Origin of the sequence: Dyella sp., from assembly GCF_035685885.1 — a bacterium.
Lineage (GTDB): Bacteria > Pseudomonadota > Gammaproteobacteria > Xanthomonadales > Rhodanobacteraceae > Dyella.
The window spans coordinates 1-16,939 of the sequence record NZ_DASRZX010000036.1 but is presented as its reverse complement, the minus strand read 5'-3'; the positions used below and the strand labels follow the sequence as shown (position 1 = coordinate 16,939).

10 protein-coding genes are annotated in these 16,939 nt (G+C 62.2%); 7 read left to right on the top strand and 3 right to left on the bottom strand.

The genetic code is table 11. The features are described from left to right. Positions 1–26 precede the first annotated feature (26 nt). Together VFG49_RS04440 and VFG49_RS04435 are read left to right on the top strand one after the other, a co-directional pair. Positions 27–3,209, top strand: coding sequence for a multidrug efflux RND transporter permease subunit (locus tag VFG49_RS04440; RefSeq protein WP_324858304.1), 3,183 nt, complete (start codon positions 27–29; stop codon positions 3,207–3,209). A 1-nt stretch (position 3,210) separates the two neighbouring features. Next, positions 3,211–4,626, top strand: coding sequence for an efflux transporter outer membrane subunit (locus VFG49_RS04435; protein ID WP_324858303.1), 1,416 nt, complete (start codon positions 3,211–3,213; stop codon positions 4,624–4,626). A 19-nt stretch (positions 4,627–4,645) separates the two neighbouring features. Here the strand turns inward: VFG49_RS04435 and ydiK are convergent, their stop codons facing one another. The 3 genes from ydiK to VFG49_RS04420 form a co-directional block, all read right to left on the bottom strand. Then, positions 4,646–5,761, bottom strand: coding sequence for an AI-2E family transporter YdiK (gene ydiK, locus VFG49_RS04430; protein ID WP_324858302.1), 1,116 nt, complete (start codon positions 5,759–5,761; stop codon positions 4,646–4,648). Positions 5,762–5,827: 66 nt separating this feature from the next. Beyond that, on the bottom strand, positions 5,828–7,495 hold the full coding sequence (locus VFG49_RS04425) for a SulP family inorganic anion transporter (RefSeq protein ID WP_324858301.1): 1,668 nt from the start codon (positions 7,493–7,495) through the stop codon (positions 5,828–5,830). Between the two features lie 90 nt (positions 7,496–7,585). Continuing rightward, a complete protein-coding gene (locus tag VFG49_RS04420; protein ID WP_324858300.1) occupies positions 7,586–8,344 on the bottom strand; it encodes a hypothetical protein in 759 nt (252 codons plus the stop codon). 553 nt (positions 8,345–8,897) lie between these two features. Between VFG49_RS04420 and VFG49_RS04415 the strand changes: the two genes are divergently transcribed. The 5 genes from VFG49_RS04415 to VFG49_RS04395 form a co-directional block, all read left to right on the top strand. Continuing rightward, positions 8,898–10,403, top strand: coding sequence for a DcaP family trimeric outer membrane transporter (locus tag VFG49_RS04415; protein ID WP_324858299.1), 1,506 nt, complete (start codon positions 8,898–8,900; stop codon positions 10,401–10,403). A 60-nt stretch (positions 10,404–10,463) separates the two neighbouring features. Then, positions 10,464–12,803, top strand: coding sequence for an Orn/Lys/Arg decarboxylase N-terminal domain-containing protein (locus tag VFG49_RS04410; RefSeq protein ID WP_324858298.1), 2,340 nt, complete (start codon positions 10,464–10,466; stop codon positions 12,801–12,803). 23 nt (positions 12,804–12,826) lie between these two features. After that, positions 12,827–14,185 carry an arginine/agmatine antiporter gene (gene adiC, locus VFG49_RS04405; RefSeq protein WP_324858297.1) on the top strand — a complete coding sequence of 453 codons (1,359 nt, stop codon included), beginning with the start codon at positions 12,827–12,829 and terminating at the stop codon, positions 14,183–14,185. A gap of 69 nt (positions 14,186–14,254) precedes the next feature. After that, positions 14,255–16,561, top strand: a complete 2,307-nt coding sequence (locus VFG49_RS04400; RefSeq protein WP_324858296.1) for an Orn/Lys/Arg decarboxylase N-terminal domain-containing protein — start codon at positions 14,255–14,257, stop codon at positions 16,559–16,561. 12 nt (positions 16,562–16,573) lie between these two features. Then, positions 16,574–16,939: amino acid permease (locus VFG49_RS04395; RefSeq protein WP_324858295.1), on the top strand; the 366-nt coding region annotated here is incomplete at its 3' end.

The window sequence follows — 16,939 nt, the reverse complement described above, 5'->3', positions numbered from 1 at the left end:
CGGGGTAGGGAAAAAGGGCGCGGGCGATGAGCATTTCCCACTTCTGCATCGATCGGCCGATTTTCGCATCGGTCATATCGATCGTCATCACGCTGGGTGGCGCGCTGACCATGCTCGCGCTGCCGGTCGCCCAGTATCCGGACATCACGCCCCCGCAGATCACGGTGACGGCCACCTATCCGGGAGCCAGCGCCGAGGTGGTTGCCAATAACGTGGCCGCGCCGATCGAGCAGCAGGTCAATGGCGCGGACAACATGATGTACATGAACTCGACGAGTTCATCGACTGGCAACATGACGCTCACCGTGTACTTCAATATCGGCACGGATCCATCGTTGGCGCAGGTGGATGTGCAAAACCGCGTCAACCTGGCCTTGCCGTTCCTGCCCAGCGAGGTGACCTCGCAGGGCGTGTCGGTGCAGAAGCGATCGTCCGCCTTCATGATGGTGATAGCCATCTATTCGCCGGACAACTCGCTCGACCCGGCCTACGTGGCGAACTACGCCAACGTCTACGTGCTCGACGCGATCAAGCGCATCCCCGGCGCCAACCAGGCATCGATCTTCGGTTCGGCGGATTACGCCATGCGCATCTGGCTGAAGCCCGATCGCATGGCCAAGCTTGGCATCACGGTGGAGGACGTCAAGCAGGCGGTGGCCAACCAGAATCAGCAGTTTTCCGCCGGACGCATTGGTGCGGCGCCGACGCCGGGGCCGGTGCAGCAAACCTTTCCGATCGCCACCAAAGGTCGGATGACCGAACCCGCGGAATTCGAGAACATCATCCTTCGCGGGGGAACCAATGATGCGGCAGCCCTGGTGCGCGTCAAGGACATAGGTCGTGCGGAGCTCGGCTCCAAGGACTATTCGCTACGCGGCCGCTTCAACGGCAAGACTGCCACGCTCATGGCCGTCTACCAGCAACCTGGCGCGAACGCACTGGACGTGGCAGCGCAAGTGAACAAGACGCTCGCCGAGCTCAAGAAGAGTTTCCCGCCCGGGCTCGAATACGAGGTGGCGCTGGATACGACCGAGTTCGTGCATGAGTCGATCAACGAGGTCGTGCATACCCTGCTGGAAGCGGTCGTCCTCGTCATCATCGTGGTGTACATCTTTCTGCAGAGCATGCGCGCGACCCTGGTGCCCTTGCTGGCTGTGCCGGTGTCCATCATCGGTGCGTTCATCGGCATGAGTGCGTTCGGTTTCTCGATCAACATGTTGACGCTGTTCGGTATGGTGCTCGCGATCGGCATTGTGGTGGACGACGCGATCGTGGTGATCGAGAACGTCGAACGAAACATGACCGAATTCGGGCTGCCGCCGAAGGAGGCGGCCAAGCGGGCCATGGACGAAGTCAGTGGGCCGGTGGTGGCCATCGTGCTGGTGCTGCTGGCCGTGTTCATTCCGGTGGCCTTCCTTTCGGGCATCACCGGTCAGCTGTACAAGCAGTTTGCCGTGACGATTGCCATTTCCGTGGTGCTGTCGGGCATCGTGGCGCTGACGCTGTCGCCAGCGCTCGCCGCGATCATCCTGAAGCCAGGAAGTCACAAGAAGAATCGCTTCTTCACCTGGTTCAACACCAAGTTCGACGCGCTGACCAACGGCTACGGACGCGGCGTCCAGTTGTCGATCAAGCGGGTGACCGCGTCGCTGCTGTTGATCCTGGGCATGATCGTGATCACGGTCGGATTGTTCAGATCCATACCGACGTCATTCCTTCCGGTGGAAGACCAGGGCTATCTGTTCGGCGCCGTGGTGCTGCCTGATTCCGCGAGCCTCGACCGCACCGGCGAGTTGTCCAAGCGTGCCGAAGAATGGTTTCTGAAGCAGCCGGGCGTGAAGTCGGTGGCGGCGCCGGTCGGCTTCAGCCTCATCGACTCGCAGAACAAGACCAATGCCGGCACGTTGTTTGTCACCCTGAAAGGCTTTGCCGATCGTGGCGAGGGGCAGACCGCTGCCGACTTGATACGCGAAGGAAGCAGCGCCTTCCGGGGTTATACCGATGGTGTGGTGGTGCCGATCAATCCGCCATCCATCCCGGGTCTCGGTACCACGGGCGGTTTCGAGTTCTGGCTGCAAAGCACGGGCAACGCCAGCTACCAGCAACTGGAGGGCAAGGTGCGGGAATTCCTGGCGAAGGCGCGGCAACGTCCCGAGTTGCGTGGCGTCAACACCACCATCAACACTCGATCGCGCCAGTTGCTGGTGGAGGTGGACAGGGAGCGTGCGGAGACACAGGGCGTGGCCGTGCAGGACGTCTATACGGCGATGCAGACGATGTTCGGCTCACTGTATGTCAGCCAGTTCCCCAAGAGCAGCCGCCTGTTCCAGGTGATCCTGCAAGCCGAGCCGGCCAATCGCATGAAGCCCGACGACCTGATGGATCTCTACGTGCGCAGCAAGGGCGGTGACATGGTGCCGATCAAGTCCATGATCACCACGCGTTACGTGCCGGGCGCCGATATCGTCACCCGCTTCAATAATTTCCCGGCCGCCAAGATTACCGGTGATGCTGCCGAAGGCTACAGCTCGGGGCAGGCGCTCTCCGCGATGGAAGAGACCGCGCAGGAAGTGCTTGGCTCGGGTTACAGCTATGGCTGGAGCGGTCAGGCGTATGAGGAGAAAACTGCCGGCTCGACGGCCGCAGCGGTATTCGGCTTCGCCATCCTCATGGTGTTCCTGATCCTGGCAGCGCAGTACGAAAAGTGGTCGTTGCCGGTGGGCGTGATCATGGCGGTGCCGTTTGCCTTGTTCGGCGCATTGATTGGCATCTTGTTGCGCGGCATGGAGAACGACGTCTACTTCCAGATCGGCCTCACCGTGCTGATCGCACTGGCGGCCAAGAACGCCATTCTGATCTTCGAGTTCGCGGTGGAGATGCGCGAGAAGGAAGGCATGTCGCCGTACGAAGCGGCGCTGCATGCGGCCAAGCTGCGACTGCGTCCGATCATCATGACGTCGCTGGCCTTCGTGCTCGGCTGTATTCCGCTCGCCATCGCCAGTGGCGCATCGTCGGCCAGCCGGCGTTCGCTGGGCACGGGCGTGATTTTCGGCATGCTGGGCGCCACGGTGATCGCGGTGTTCTTCATTCCGATGTTCTATTGGGGCCTGGAAGCCATGGCCGACCGGCGTGCGAAGAAGAAGGGCGTGCCTGTGGAAGCACCGGCCAAGCCGTCGGAGGGACTTGCGCCTCCGGGGCAGGAGGGCTGACATGCCGGTCTTGCGACGCTCGCTGCTTCCTTCGTTGCTGTGCGTGGCGCTGGCAGGCTGCCTGATGGGGCCGGATTACCATCGGCCCGAGGTTGAGGTTCCGGCCAGCTATCGGTTTGCGGAGCAGGGCTCTGCCACGGGCTTCAATGCTGGCTGGTGGTCGCAGTTCAAAGATCCCGTGCTTGACGAACTCATCAACAAGGCCATTGCCCAGAACAAGGATCTGGCGATAGCGACGGCGCGCATCGAGGAATATCAGGGCCGGGTGACCACGACCAGTTCCGCCTTGTTTCCGCAGTTCAGCGCCAATGCGGGGGCGGGGCGCGAACGTGCGGCTGCCACGGAGCTGACGCCGTCCTACGAAACGTCGCAGGTGCAGCTCAATGCGATGATGTCGTGGGAAATCGACTTGTTCGGCAAGTTGCGTCGCCTGCGCGAATCGGCGAAGGCCGATCTGCTCGGCACGGAATACGCCAGGCAGGCGACGCTGGTGTCGCTGGAGGCGAATGTCGCGTCCGCGTACATCACCTTGCGCGACCTGGACCAGCGCCTGTTGATCGCACGCGCCACGGTAGAGAGCCGCGAAGGTGCCTTGCACCTGTTCCAGGAGCGTTTCCAGGGTGGCGTGATTTCGCAGGTGCAGTTGTCCCAGGCCGAGTCGGAATATGCGGTGGCGAAGACCTCCGAAGCTGCGATCGACCAACAGATCGCACAGCAGGAGGATGCGCTGTCGCTGCTGCTGGGCCAGAACCCCGGGCCGATTCCGCGCGGCAAGCCCATCGACCAGATCAGTCTTCCGGCCATTCCCGCAGGGCTTCCTTCCGAGTTGCTGAACCAGCGGCCGGACATCCGGGCTGCGGAACAGGCGCTGATATCTGCCAACGCGCAGATCGGCGCGGCCAAGGCTCAGTATTTTCCCACCATCAGCCTTACCGGTTTGCTGGGACGCGCCAGCACCGGGCTCGGCTCACTGTGGGACGGGCCGGCAAAGACCTGGGCTTATGCCGGCGGCATCAGCCAGCCCATCTTCACGGGCGGCGCCATCTCCGGTTCGGTCAAGCAGGCCGAAGCCAGGCAGCAACAGGCGCTGCTGGGTTATCAGTCGGCGATACAGAGCGCGTTTGCGGATGTCGACAATGCACTGGTGGGCGAGCAGCGCACCAAGGAGCAACTGGCTTTCACGGATGACCAGGTGAGGTCGTTGCACAAGTACGCTTCGCTCTCGCGCGATCTGTACGAAGGCGGCTACACCAGTTACCTGGAAGTGCTTGATGCCGAGCGAAGCTTGTTCAATGCGCAGCTCACCCAATCGGGTCTGCAGGCGCAGCGCCTGATCGAAGTGATCAACGTGTACAAGGCGCTGGGTTATGGGTGGCCAACCGGACCGGACGCATTGGCCGACTCTCCGGCGCATTGACGCGAACCGGCAGAAACCATCATTCGGCCGGCGGTGATGTCGTCTCGTCCGGAGCAAGAACGACGAGGACGGCGTCCGGTGGCGGTTCGTCGATCCAGGTCTGAAGCAGGGTGAACGTCACGGCCAACAGCACCGGTCCGACGAACAGGCCCACCAGGCCGAATGCGAACAGGCCGCCGATGACTCCGGCCAGGATCAGCAGGAAAGGCAGGTCCGCGCCGCGCTTGATCAGGACGGGCCGGATGACGTTGTCGATGGTGCCCACAAAGATCGCCCAGACGAACAGGGCGATGGCGGCCACGGTGTGGTCTTGCCAGTAAAGCCAGCCGATGCCGATAAGCAGCGGCACGCCAGGACCCAGCTGGGCAATGCACAGGATGAGCATCACCGCCGTCAGCAGGCCGGCAAGCGGCACACCCGCCACAAGCAGGCCGAGGCCACCCAGCACCGACTGGATCACGGCCGTGGTGATGATGCCCAGTGCCACCGCGCGGATGGATTTGGCAGCGAGTTCAACCGCGATTTCACCGCGATGGCCACTGACCCTGCGTGCAAAGCGCACGATGCCGTCGGCGGCCGATTCGCCCTGTGCGTAGAGGATGCCGGTGATGATCGTCGTCAGTACCAGGTGCAGCACCAGGCCGCCGATGGAGCCCATTTGCGCAAGCGCCCAGTTGGTGATCCCTGCAGCGTGCGGCTTGATGCGCGCAAGCACGCCGCCCGGTCCCGCGTCGGAAAGGGTCTGCCATTCCGCCGCCAGTTTCTTGCCGGCCAAGGGGATGCGTGTCACCCATTCCGGCGGTGGCGGCAAGGTGTAGGACGGCATGCCTGCCACCCAGTCGTGGATGGCATCAGTGTGGTCCACGATGGTGACAACCGCGGCAGCCAGCGGCGCCACGATGATCAGAAGCATCGCCACCATCATGGCGAGCACGGCCAGTCCGCGCCGGTTGCCGAGCCTTCGTTGCAGCTTGAGCAGTAGCGGCCACGTGGCGACCGTAATCATCGTGGCCCAGATCAGTGCCGCCATGAACGGACGCAGGACATACAGGCTGCCCAGGATGAGCAGCCCGATGATGACGATCACCAGCAGGTGGCGAACGAGGTCCAGCCGTGGGCGGGGAACGACCGACATGACAAGCCTCCACGATGCGAACCAAATATCGCCATCCCTGCATCCGTGCGTGTTTCGATCCGGGCCTCAGCTGGGCTGTCGATCCAGCCACGCGGCAAACGCATCGGACACGCTGTAGAACATGCGTTGTTCCCCCAATGCGTCGTGGAGGCGCGATTTGCGAATGGTGTCCAGCACCGCGGGGCTAAGGCCGGCAAGCCATATCTCGACACCCGCCATTCGCTGTTTTTCCTCGGCATCGATCAATGCCACAAGCGCGGTGTACTCGATGTCGAAGACCGCGCTCATGTCCAGCACCACCACCCGTGGCTGCTCATCGGCCAGCAGCGGCTGGATGCGTTGCCCCAGATGCTCCGCGTTTCCGAAAAACAGACGGCCTTCAGGGCGTAGCACAAGCAGGCCCGGCGTCGCTTCGTCATCGGGATGATGTTCGGAAACAGGGCGGAACAAGACCGTGCCAGGCTTGCGCCGGAGTACGTGCAGCGCGGGATTCAACGCCTGATAGGACAGCGACATCAGCGATACGACGATGGCCACAAGGATGCCGCGCAACGTCCCGAGCAGCACCACACCGCAAAGCGCCGCCACGGACCACCAGAACTCGGTTCGGCGAATGGCGCGGATGGCTTTGAAATCCGATGGCTTGAACAGCCCGATCGAATAGACGATGACGATGGCTGCCAGCGTGGTGTTGGGCATCATGCCGATGAAGGGGGCGAGCAGGAGCATGGTCGCCAGCGCCACCAGCGAAGTGACAAGTCCGGCCAGCTGCGTTCGTGCGCCGCTCATGCGATTCACGGCCGTCTGGCTCGTACCGCCGCCCGAGGGCATGCAGCCGAAGGGCGCGCTCACGAGATTGGCGAGACCCGTGGCCCACAGTTCGCGATCGGGTCGCGGCAAGGATTCGCCCGGCAGCACGAAGGCGCGCCCTGCGGCTATCGATTCGGTGAAGCTCATCAGGGCGATACCTGCAGCTGCAGGCCAGAGCAGACTGGCCTGCGATAACGCGGGGAGCACAAGCGAAGGCAGCCCGGTGGGAACGTGGCCCACGACACTCACGCCGTGCGTGGACAGGTGCAGCAGTGGCATGCAGAGAATGCCCGCTGCCACGGCAATCAGTGGCGCCGGTGCTTTCGGGATCACCTGTTCCAGGACAAGAAGCAGGAGGATTGTGGCCACACCAAGGCCTGCAGTCGCCAGGGATGCGTCCGGCATGGCGCTGACGATGGCCCACGCGTCGTGGAGAAAGCCACTCTTCGCCATATGCAGCCCAAGCAATTTGGGCAGCTGGTCCACGACGATCACGACCGCGACACCCGCCTTGAATCCGGTGAGGACGGGCGCGGAAATGAAATTCGCGATAAAGCCCAGCCGAAGCGCCGCCGCGCCCATCAGCATCGCACCGGTCAGCAGACACAACATCGCCGTGGCTGCCGCGAGCGCCAACGGATCGCCATCCGGCACGGCCTGCGCGAGCGCTGCGCCGGTAAGCATGCCAAGGGTCGTCGTGGTGCTCACGCTGAGCGGGCGCGACGTGCCGACGACCGCGTACACCAGCATCGGAACGAACGCGGTGTACAGGCCAACCTGGATCGGCAGGCCCGCCACCGTGGCATACGCCAGTGACTTGGGAAGCACGATGGCCGAGGCCGTGATGCCGGCGACCACGTCGCTGCGTATCCACGGTCGCTGGTAACCGCGCAGCCAACCCATGAACAAAGCGGGGTGTTCCATCAGGACACTCGCACGCGTGCCGTTGCGCCGGGTTCCCGCAGCAGTCGGGATGCTCCGCGCCCGCTGCCCGCCGAAAAATCCACGGCCTCGTCAGAATCGATATTTCAGCAGCACTTGTCCGCCGCTGAAACGGAACGTGACATTGCCTTTGAAGCGGTTCTCTTCCACGTCGGCGTCGATCTTGTTGTAGGAGTACTGAGTGATGACCGCCCAGTTTTCCCAGGGATAGAACTCCACGCCCGCGCGGAAGTTGTAGAGCTTGGCGTCGATATTGCCGATGTTGGCCTTGAAGGCGCCGGCGTCGACGGACAGCCGCGCCCAGGGCGCCATCTGGTAGCGGTAGGAGAGGCCGATCGATGGATCGGGTAGATCGCTGGAGGCCTTGGCATTGCCCTCGTGGGTGGCGGAAACGCCGCCCCCTCCGCCCGCGGCGGTCAGCGTGCCCTTGAGACGCAGATCGAAGCTGTAAGCCTGCAGGCCGGCAGAAATGCCAAAGGCAGCGTTGTCATCCATCCACGCCCAGTACCGGTAGGAGAGCGCATAGGCATCGAGGGAGAACTCCGATTTGAGGGTCGAGCCGACGATCAAGGTCTGGTTGTTGAATTCCAGCGACCGGTCGAGCGTGCGCGAGTTGTCGGTGGAGTCGTGGTAGTAGTCGAATTCAAATTCGTGCCGATCCCACGGGCGCCACGTCACGTTGATGAAGGGCAGGTAGCGCGTACCTCCCTGTCCAAGGTCGCGGTCGAAATCCAGTGGTGTGCCGGAGTTGCGGATTTGGCCATCCGCGCGAAGGCTTCCCGAGAAGCTGTTGGCGAATACGCCGCCGCTGATGGAAAAGTAATCCAGCATGGGGTGGTCGTCTGCAAAGGCAGACGCTGATGTCAGCGCCATGCAAGCAAACAGTGCTGATCGAACGATGCGTGACGAAGACATGGTGCCTCCCACGTTCATGGTTTCTTGCCGTATTGCCTTCCTTGCCAAACAGGCCCCGTGATGGCGTGGCGCTGCTGGGCATTAGTCTCGTGCTTGCCGGATAGCGATCCTTGTGACGGCGAACCCGCGGCTTGCTGCGGGGCGTTTCGCGCGCTGGCACGGCCTGCGAAACATTGTGTTCCTTGCATGCGTGGTTTTCCAGTGATGTCCTGAAAAGTCAGGCCGATGACATGGATGAGTCGCAAGGTCAGCGAGGGGTTCCGTAGTTCTACTTAGGTAGTTCGATTCGAGCGCGACGACTTGCATCTACCCGCCGACGCATGGACATCTATCGTTTCGTATTGAGCGCTTCTACACATTCAATGTTGTATTTACCGAATAGCTACGTGTCATTGACAGATCTTTCCAACAGGGCGCTTTGCAGGGGTAGATCCGGTAAGGGGTGCCGGAGATTTTCCGACTCGGTTGCATGAAAACTCTCATCAATCCCGAATCGAGGGGTGTCAGCATGTATGGGGAAAACATCCGCTCCGCGTCTTTGCGCGCGCGCAAGTTGGCACCGATTCTTCTATACGGGCTCGCGGCCAGTACCGGCGTGCATGCGCAATCGTCGGAGACGGCCGAGCTCAAGGCACAGCTTGAGCAGGTAAAGGCGCAGATGCAGGCGCAGCAGCAGGTAATGGAGAAGATGCAGTCGCGCCTGCAGGAACTGGAAGCCAAGGAGCGCGCCCAGGCCAAGGTGCAGGCCGCGCCCACGCAGGCCGCACCCTTGGTAAGTTCCGCCTCTGCACCCGCGCCATCGACGCCACCGCCGTATCGGCCGCCATCGGCGTTAGCTGGCGCCACCGAACCGTTGCCCCAGGGATATGTCCGCCTCGGCGACACCGGCAACCTGCTCAAGCTGGACCTGGTGGCGCAACTCGATGCCATGGCCGACAGCACGTACATGGGTGCGCCAGACCTGTTCGTTCCCTCATCCATTCCGGTTCGAGGGCAGCCGTTCTACGACAGTGGCCGGCGCTCCAACATGAGCGCGAAGCAAAGCATCTTCCGCATGGATTTTCGCCGTGAGACGGACTACGGCACCCTGAAGGTCGTCTACAAGAACAACTTCTTCGGCAGCGGCACGGGCGACATGCCGTACAACCTGCAGACGTTCTACGGCGAACTGGACAACGACCGCTATTCGTTGCTCGCCGGCTACAACATCTCGGCATTCACCGATATCGATGTATTCCCCAACACGCTGGACTACGAAGGCCCCAATTCGTTCACCTTCAAGTACGGTCCGCAGATCCGCTTCTCGCCCGTGCTCTATCGCAGCGGTGAAAGCGCGCTGACGCTGCCGATGTCGCTGGAGAAACCCAATGCCGACATCACGGTGCCGGGTGACTTCGACTTCCGCACTTATTCGCGTCGTCCTGACATCGTGCTCGGTTTGCGCTGGCAGGCTCCGGACTGGCACGTCCAGTGGGCAAACCTGTTCCGCGACCTGCGCGTGGAAAGTGCCGATGCGCACACGCGAAGCACTTCCGGTTACGCCTCACAGCTCACTGGCACCACCAAGCTGTTCGAGCACGACAGCGTCCAGGGTTGGGTGAGCTACGGCAAGGGTTACGCCAATTTCCTGCAGGACATCTCCGGCCTTGGACTGGATGCGGCGTTTACGCCTGAGAGCGACCTCCGCGCCATTCGCGCGCGGGGCTACGGTGCCGGCTATACGCATGCATGGCTGGAAAACCTGACCTCCAGCTTGGCCTACGGCTATTTGCGCATCAGCCCGCAGTCGAACCTGCTGATCGACGAGACGATGCCCAAGAGCACCAAGTTCGCCTCGCTCAACCTCGCATGGCAATTCAGTGAGCGCGCCATGCTCGGCGTCGAATACCTGTGGGGGCAGAACATCGACCTGACGGACGCACGCGGCCAGGGCCAGCGCATACAGACCACGCTGCGCTATGACCTCAATCCCTGATATCCCGGTCAACTGATAGCCGCTGGCACGGTCGGCGCCAAAGACGAGAGGACATGCACCATGTCGATGAACCATCCGTGGATTCTCTACATCACCAGCGACCTGCCGGATGAGGGCTCCGTTCTTCGGCTGGCACTGACCAGGCTTGGCAAAGCCGTCCAGGATCGCGGCATCGAGGTTGTCCGGGCATTGAGTTGCGAGGACGGCCTTGCCGTCGCGCGCGGCAAGCCATCGTATTCCGCGGTGGCGATCGACTGGAATCTGGGAGAGACCTCCGCGATGAGCGAGAAGTCCGTCATGCAGATCGTGCGCGCCGTGCGCGAGAAGTCGCTGCGGATTCCGATCTTCCTCATCACACGCAGCATCCAGACGCCGGACGTGCCGTTGAGTCTCATTCGGGAAGTGCGTGAGTACGTCAACGTGGGCAGCGAGACGCCGGAGTTCTTCGCCCGGCGCCTGCAGTTCGCCATCGACGACTACCACAGCGGTTTGCTGCCTCCTTATTTCAAGGCGCTGAAGAAGTTGACGGAAGAGGGCGCCTACCAGTGGGACGCGCCAGGCCACATGGGCGGCGCGGCTTACCTGAAGCATCCCGCAGGCGCGGAATTCCATGAATTCTTCGGCGAAAACATCATGCGTGCGGATATCGGCATCTCCAACGCCGAACTGGGCTCATGGCTGGATGTCGAAGGACCACCCGCCGACTCGCAGCGCATGGCCGCTCGCGTGTTTGGCGCCGACTGGACGTTCTATGTGCTCGCCGGCTCCTCGGCCTCCAATCGCATCGTCGCGCAGGCCACCATCGGCCATGACGAGATGGTCATCGCCGATCGCAACTGTCACAAGTCGCTGAACCACGCGATGACGCTTTCCGGCGCGCGCCCGGTGTATTTCCAGCCGAGTCGCAATGGATACGGCATGATCGGCCTCATTCCGCCCAAGCGCTTTTCGCGTTCGCACATCCAGGAGCTGATCGCCGGATCGCCGCTGACGGCAGGCGCCAAATCGAAGGATCCGGTGTACGCCGTTGTCACCAATCCCACCTACGACGGCCTGCTCTACAACGTCGACAAGGTGGCCGAGATGCTTTCGGCCAGCGTTGGCCGCGTGCATTTCGACGAAGCATGGTACGCGTACGGCAAGTTCCATCCGTTGTACAAGCATCGCTTCGCGATGGGTGTGCCGCGGGACATGAAGGATCGACCCACGGTGGTCGCAGTGCAGTCCACGCACAAGATGCTTCCCGCCTTTTCGATGGCTTCCTATATCCATGTCAGCAACAGCAAGCGTGGCGCGATCGAGTGGTCGCCGATCAAGGAAGCTTTCATGATGCACGGCACGACATCGCCGTATTACCCGCTGATCGCGTCGCTGGACATCGCCACGGCCATGATGGACGAGCCTTCGGGTCCGGCGCTGCTGCGCGAAACCGTCAATCTTGCCGTGGCTTTCCGACGCGCCGTGGCGCTGGTCGGGCATCGCTTCAAGGAAGAGGACGAGTGGTTCTTTTCCTTGTTCCAGCCACCCAAGGTGGCCATCAAGGGCAAGCAGATCCCGTTCCATGAGGTGTCGCCCGACGTGCTTGCGGAGTCGGCCGAGTGCTGGACGCTGAAGGCCGGCGATGCCTGGCACGGCCTGCCAGATGATGTCGTGCGCGATGATTTCTGCATGCTGGATCCGACCAAGGTCACGATCCTTTGCCCTGGCACCGATGCCAAGGGCAAGCTCGCCAAGCGTGGCGTGCCGGGCGCGATCCTGGCCAAGTTTCTCGATGCGCGTCGGCAAGCGATCGCGCGCACGGGCGACTACACCATCCTCGTGCTGTTCTCCGTAGGCACCACCCAGGGCAAATGGGGCACGCTGCTGGAAACGCTGCTTTCGTTCAAGCGGCTCTACGATCGCGGCGCCTCGCTGGATGAAGCGCTGCCCGATCTCGTCCAGGCCTATCCCGATCGCTATCGGGGTGTGACGCTCGCCCAACTGTGCGATGAGATGCATCAGGTCATGAGCGAGCTGGACCTGCAAGCCATGGCGAACCACGCTGGCGAGATTCTCTCCGAGCAGGTGCTGACGCCGGCCGAGGCATATCAACAGCTGATCCACGGCAATACGGAAGAGGTGCGCATCGGCGACATGGCGGGACGCGTGGCGGCGCTGATGATCGTGCCGTATCCGCCGGGTATTCCCGTGCTGATGCCCGGCGAACGCGTGGACCCCAAAGGCGGCACCATCGTCAGTTTCCTCAAGGCTGTCGAGGCTTATGGCAGGAAATTTCCGGGCTTCGGACGTGAAGTGCAGAACGTGCACGCCGATGCGAACGGTGACATGTGGGTACGCGTCGTGGCCGAGAAGAAAGCGCCCGCGAAGCAGGCAAAGGTCGCGGCGAAGAAGAAGCACTGAACCGGCACGCTTGAGGGAAAGTCATGGCTGAGCCAGGGAAGATCGGGGTGGTGGCAGCGACGCTCATGGTGGCGGGAAACATCATGGGCTCGGGCATCTTCATGCTGCCGGCAAACCTCGCGGCGACCGGCGGTATCGCCATCTTCGGCTGGCTGGTCACCATTCTCGGCGCGGTGTCGCTGGCCATGACGTATTCCAAGCTTACCGGCGTGGTGGAGAACAGTGCCGGTGGCTCCTACGCGTTCGCGCGAAAGAGTTTCGGCGACTTCTCTGGTTACGAAGTGAATGTGCTGTACTGGCTGGGATCGTGGGTCGGCAACGTGGCCATGGTGGTCGTGGGCGTGGGCTACCTCACGTTTTTCCTTCCGATCCTCAAGCAGCCGTTGATGGCCGCGTTCGCCGGCATCGCGGTGATGTGGCTGTTTACTTTCATCAATATTCTCGGGCCGATGTTGACGACGCGTGTGCAGTCGGTGGCCATCGTGCTGGCGATGATTCCCATCGTTGGCGTGGCAGTATTCGGCTGGCTGGAATTCAGCAGCGGAACGTACATGGCAGCGTGGAACGTCAGTGGGCACAGCGCCATGGATGCCGTGCAAGGCACGCTCAATGTGACGCTGTGGTCTTTCATCGGGGTGGAGACTGCTTCGGTGGCCGCCGCCGTCGTGGAGAATCCCAAACGCAATATCCCCATTGCCACGGTGGGAGGCGTGTTGATTGCCGCCGTGCTTTACGTGGCGTCGTGTACGGCCATCATGGGGATGATCCCCAACAGCGAACTGGCGAAGTCTGATTCGCCGTTCGCCGATGCCATCGGGCTGGTACTGGGTCGATGGGGCGCGGCGCTGGTGGCGTTCTGCGCCGCTGCCGGTTGCCTGGGTTCGCTGGGTGGCTGGACGCTGGTGGTGGGCCAGACCGCCAAGGCCGCCGCGGACGATGGCCTGTTTCCACCGGTATTCGCCAAGATCAATGCCGCAGGGACGCCGGCAAAAGGTTTGATCATCGTGGCGGTGGCAATGAGCATCATCATGCTGCTGACCATTTCGCCCAGTGCCAGCAAGCAGTTCGGCGTGATCTCGTCCATCTCGGTCATCTTTACGCTGGTCGCCTATCTCTACACCGCCGGCGCGTTGTTCGTGCTGGCGCGAGGCAAGTGGGGAAAGCACGGCGTGGTCTATATCGTGTTCGGCGTGATCACGGTGATCTATTCGGCGTGGGCCATTCTCGGCTCGGACTCCAGGCAAGTGGTTTGGGCATTCATCCTGACCCTGCTGACCACGCTGCTTTATGCGCGAAACCTTGGAAGGCGCGCCGCGCACCCCGAAACGAACACGTCGCTCGCGGGACTTCCCGCCGAGCGAAGGCAGGGCGCACTGCCATGAATGCAACGACCTGATTCGGAACGACGGCAAAACAGCGCCGCCTTTCTTTTTTCCTCCAGGAGAAACGTCATGCTCGAACGTCGAAATCTGCGCCAGAAGTTGCGCGTGCTGCTGGTTCACTCGCATGTCGGCACCGACAGCGCCGGCGGTCGGGCCTGCCGTACGTTGGCCAGCGAGTTCGAGGATCGCAACATCGAGACGATAACGGCCACCAACGTCGATGACGGTCGCTCGATGATCATGTCGGACGCTGCGCTCCACGCCATGCTCATCGATTGGTCGTTGCCGGGCTCCGATGGCGAGTCGCACGACAACGCATCGGCCATAGACCTGATCAACACGGTGCGTTCGCGCAACGAAAACGTACCGATCTTCCTCATGACCGAGCCCGGGAAGGCGCGCACGCTCAACGTGGAGATCGTGCAGGCTATCAACGAGTTGATATGGCTGTCACAGGATTCGGCCACCTTTGTTGCTGGCCGTGTCCACGCGGCGATGAAGATTTATCTGTCTGCGCTGCTCGGGCCACTCACTACGGCGCTGGCGAATTTCAACCAGGTGCATGAGTACTCCTGGCACACGCCTGGCCATACCGGCGGCACGGCATTCCTCAAGCACCCGACCGGGCGGGCCTTCTACGACTTCTACGGCGAGCACATCTTCCGCACCGATCTTTCCATCAGCGTCGGGGAGATCGGCTCGCTGCTGGACCACACCGGTCCCATCGGCGACAGCGAGAAATATATCTCGCGTATCTTCGGCTCCCATCGCAGCTACACCGTCACCAACGGCTCCTCCACTTCCAATCGCATCATTTTCATGGCCTGCGTAGGCCGCGACCAGGTCGTGCTGTGCGATCGCAATTGCCACAAGTCGATCGAGCATGGATTGACCATGACCGGCGGCATCCCGCATTACCTGGTGCCGTCGCGCAACCGCTATGGCCTGATCGGGCCCATCTATCCGGACAAGTTCGTGGAGTCCAGCGTCAGGAGCGCGGTGGCCAGTCATGGGCTGTCGAAAGGGTTGGCCGACCAGCAGCCCGTATTCGTGGTGGTGACCAACTCCACCTATGACGGTCTTTGCTACAACACCAAGCGCGTGCTCGAAGAAGTAGGCAATTGGGTCGACCGCGTCCATTTCGACGAAGCCTGGTATGGCTATGCGCGGTTCAATCCGATCTATGCCGGCCGCCTGGCCATGCGCGGTCCATCGTCGGAGCACGACCCGAAGGGTCCCACCGTTTTCACCACGCATTCCACCCACAAGCTGCTGGCCGCCTTTTCACAGGCGTCCTACATCCATGTTCGCGACGGGCGCAGCGCGATACCGCACGAGCGCTTCAATGAGTCGTTCATGATGCACGGCTCGACTTCGCCGTTCTATCCGATCATCGCTTCGAACGAAGTGGCCGCCTCGATGATGGATGGCGTGGGTGGCGTGGCGCTGACGCGGGAAAGCATCGACGAGGCGATCAATTTCCGTCAGGTGATTGGACGCATCCATCGCGATTTCGCCAGCAAGGGCAGCTGGTTCTTCCGCACGTGGAATCCGGAGGAGGTCACCGACCAGTCCGGCGCGAAGGTGGCATTCGCGGATGCGCCCCCCGAATGGCTCGCCACCGATGCCAACGCCTGGGTGCTCCATCCTGGAGAAGGCTGGCACGGCTTCGAGGGCCTGGAAGACGGCTACTGCATGCTGGACCCGATCAAGGTGTCCGTGCTGACGCCGGGCGTACAGGATGACGGCGCGCTGGGCGAGCAGGGTTTTCCCGCCACGTTGCTCACCGCGTATCTGGATGCGCGCGGCATCGAAGTGGAGAAGACCAGCGATTTCGCCGTGCTTTTCCTGTTCTCCATCGGCATCACCAAGGCGAAGTGGAGCACGCTGGTCACCGCCATGCTGGATTTCAAGCGCGACTACGACGAGGACCGGTCGCTGGAGCGCGTGATGCCCAACCTGGTGGCGGATCATCCCGCGCGCTATGCCGGCCTGGGATTGCGCGGCCTGGGTGATCAGATGTTCGGGGAGCTGAAGAAAACCGGGCAGATCCAGCACTTGCAGCATGCCTATTCCAACCTGCCCGAGGCGCGCCTCACGCCCGCGGACGCCTATCAGCAACTGCTGCGTGCACGCGTGGAGCGTGTGGCGCTCGCCGATCTTGCCAATCGCACGTTGGCCACGAGCATAGTGCCGTATCCGCCGGGGATCCCGATGGTGATGCCGGGCGAAGCAGCGGGGCCGGCGGACGGTCCATACATCGGCTACCTCAAGGCATTGCAGAGTTGGGACCACGCCTTCCCCGGATTCGGCCACGATACGCACGGCGTCGAAGTGGATGATGGGGAGTATTACGTGCAGTGCCTGAAGTCCTGAGGACGCTGCGCCATGGTGACGGGAGGCGGCAAGAAGATGGGGTTGCTTGGCGCCTCCTCGCTGGTGGTCGCCAACATGGTGGGCACGGGCTTGTTCCTGTTGCCCTCCAGCCTCGCCAACGTCGGCAGCATTTCCATTCTTGGATGGATCGTTGCCGCCATCGGTGCGAGCGCGCTCGGCCTGGTCTTTGCACACATGGGCATGGTCGAGCCGAAAGCCGGTGGACCCTACGCCTACGCGCGCGATCACGTGGGTCGCTTCCCCGCCTTCCAGACCAACATGCTCTACTGGGTGGCCAACGTCATCGGCAACGTGGCCATTGCGGTGTCGGTCACGGGTTATCTCGCGATCTTCTTCCCCATGCTGAAGCATCCATGG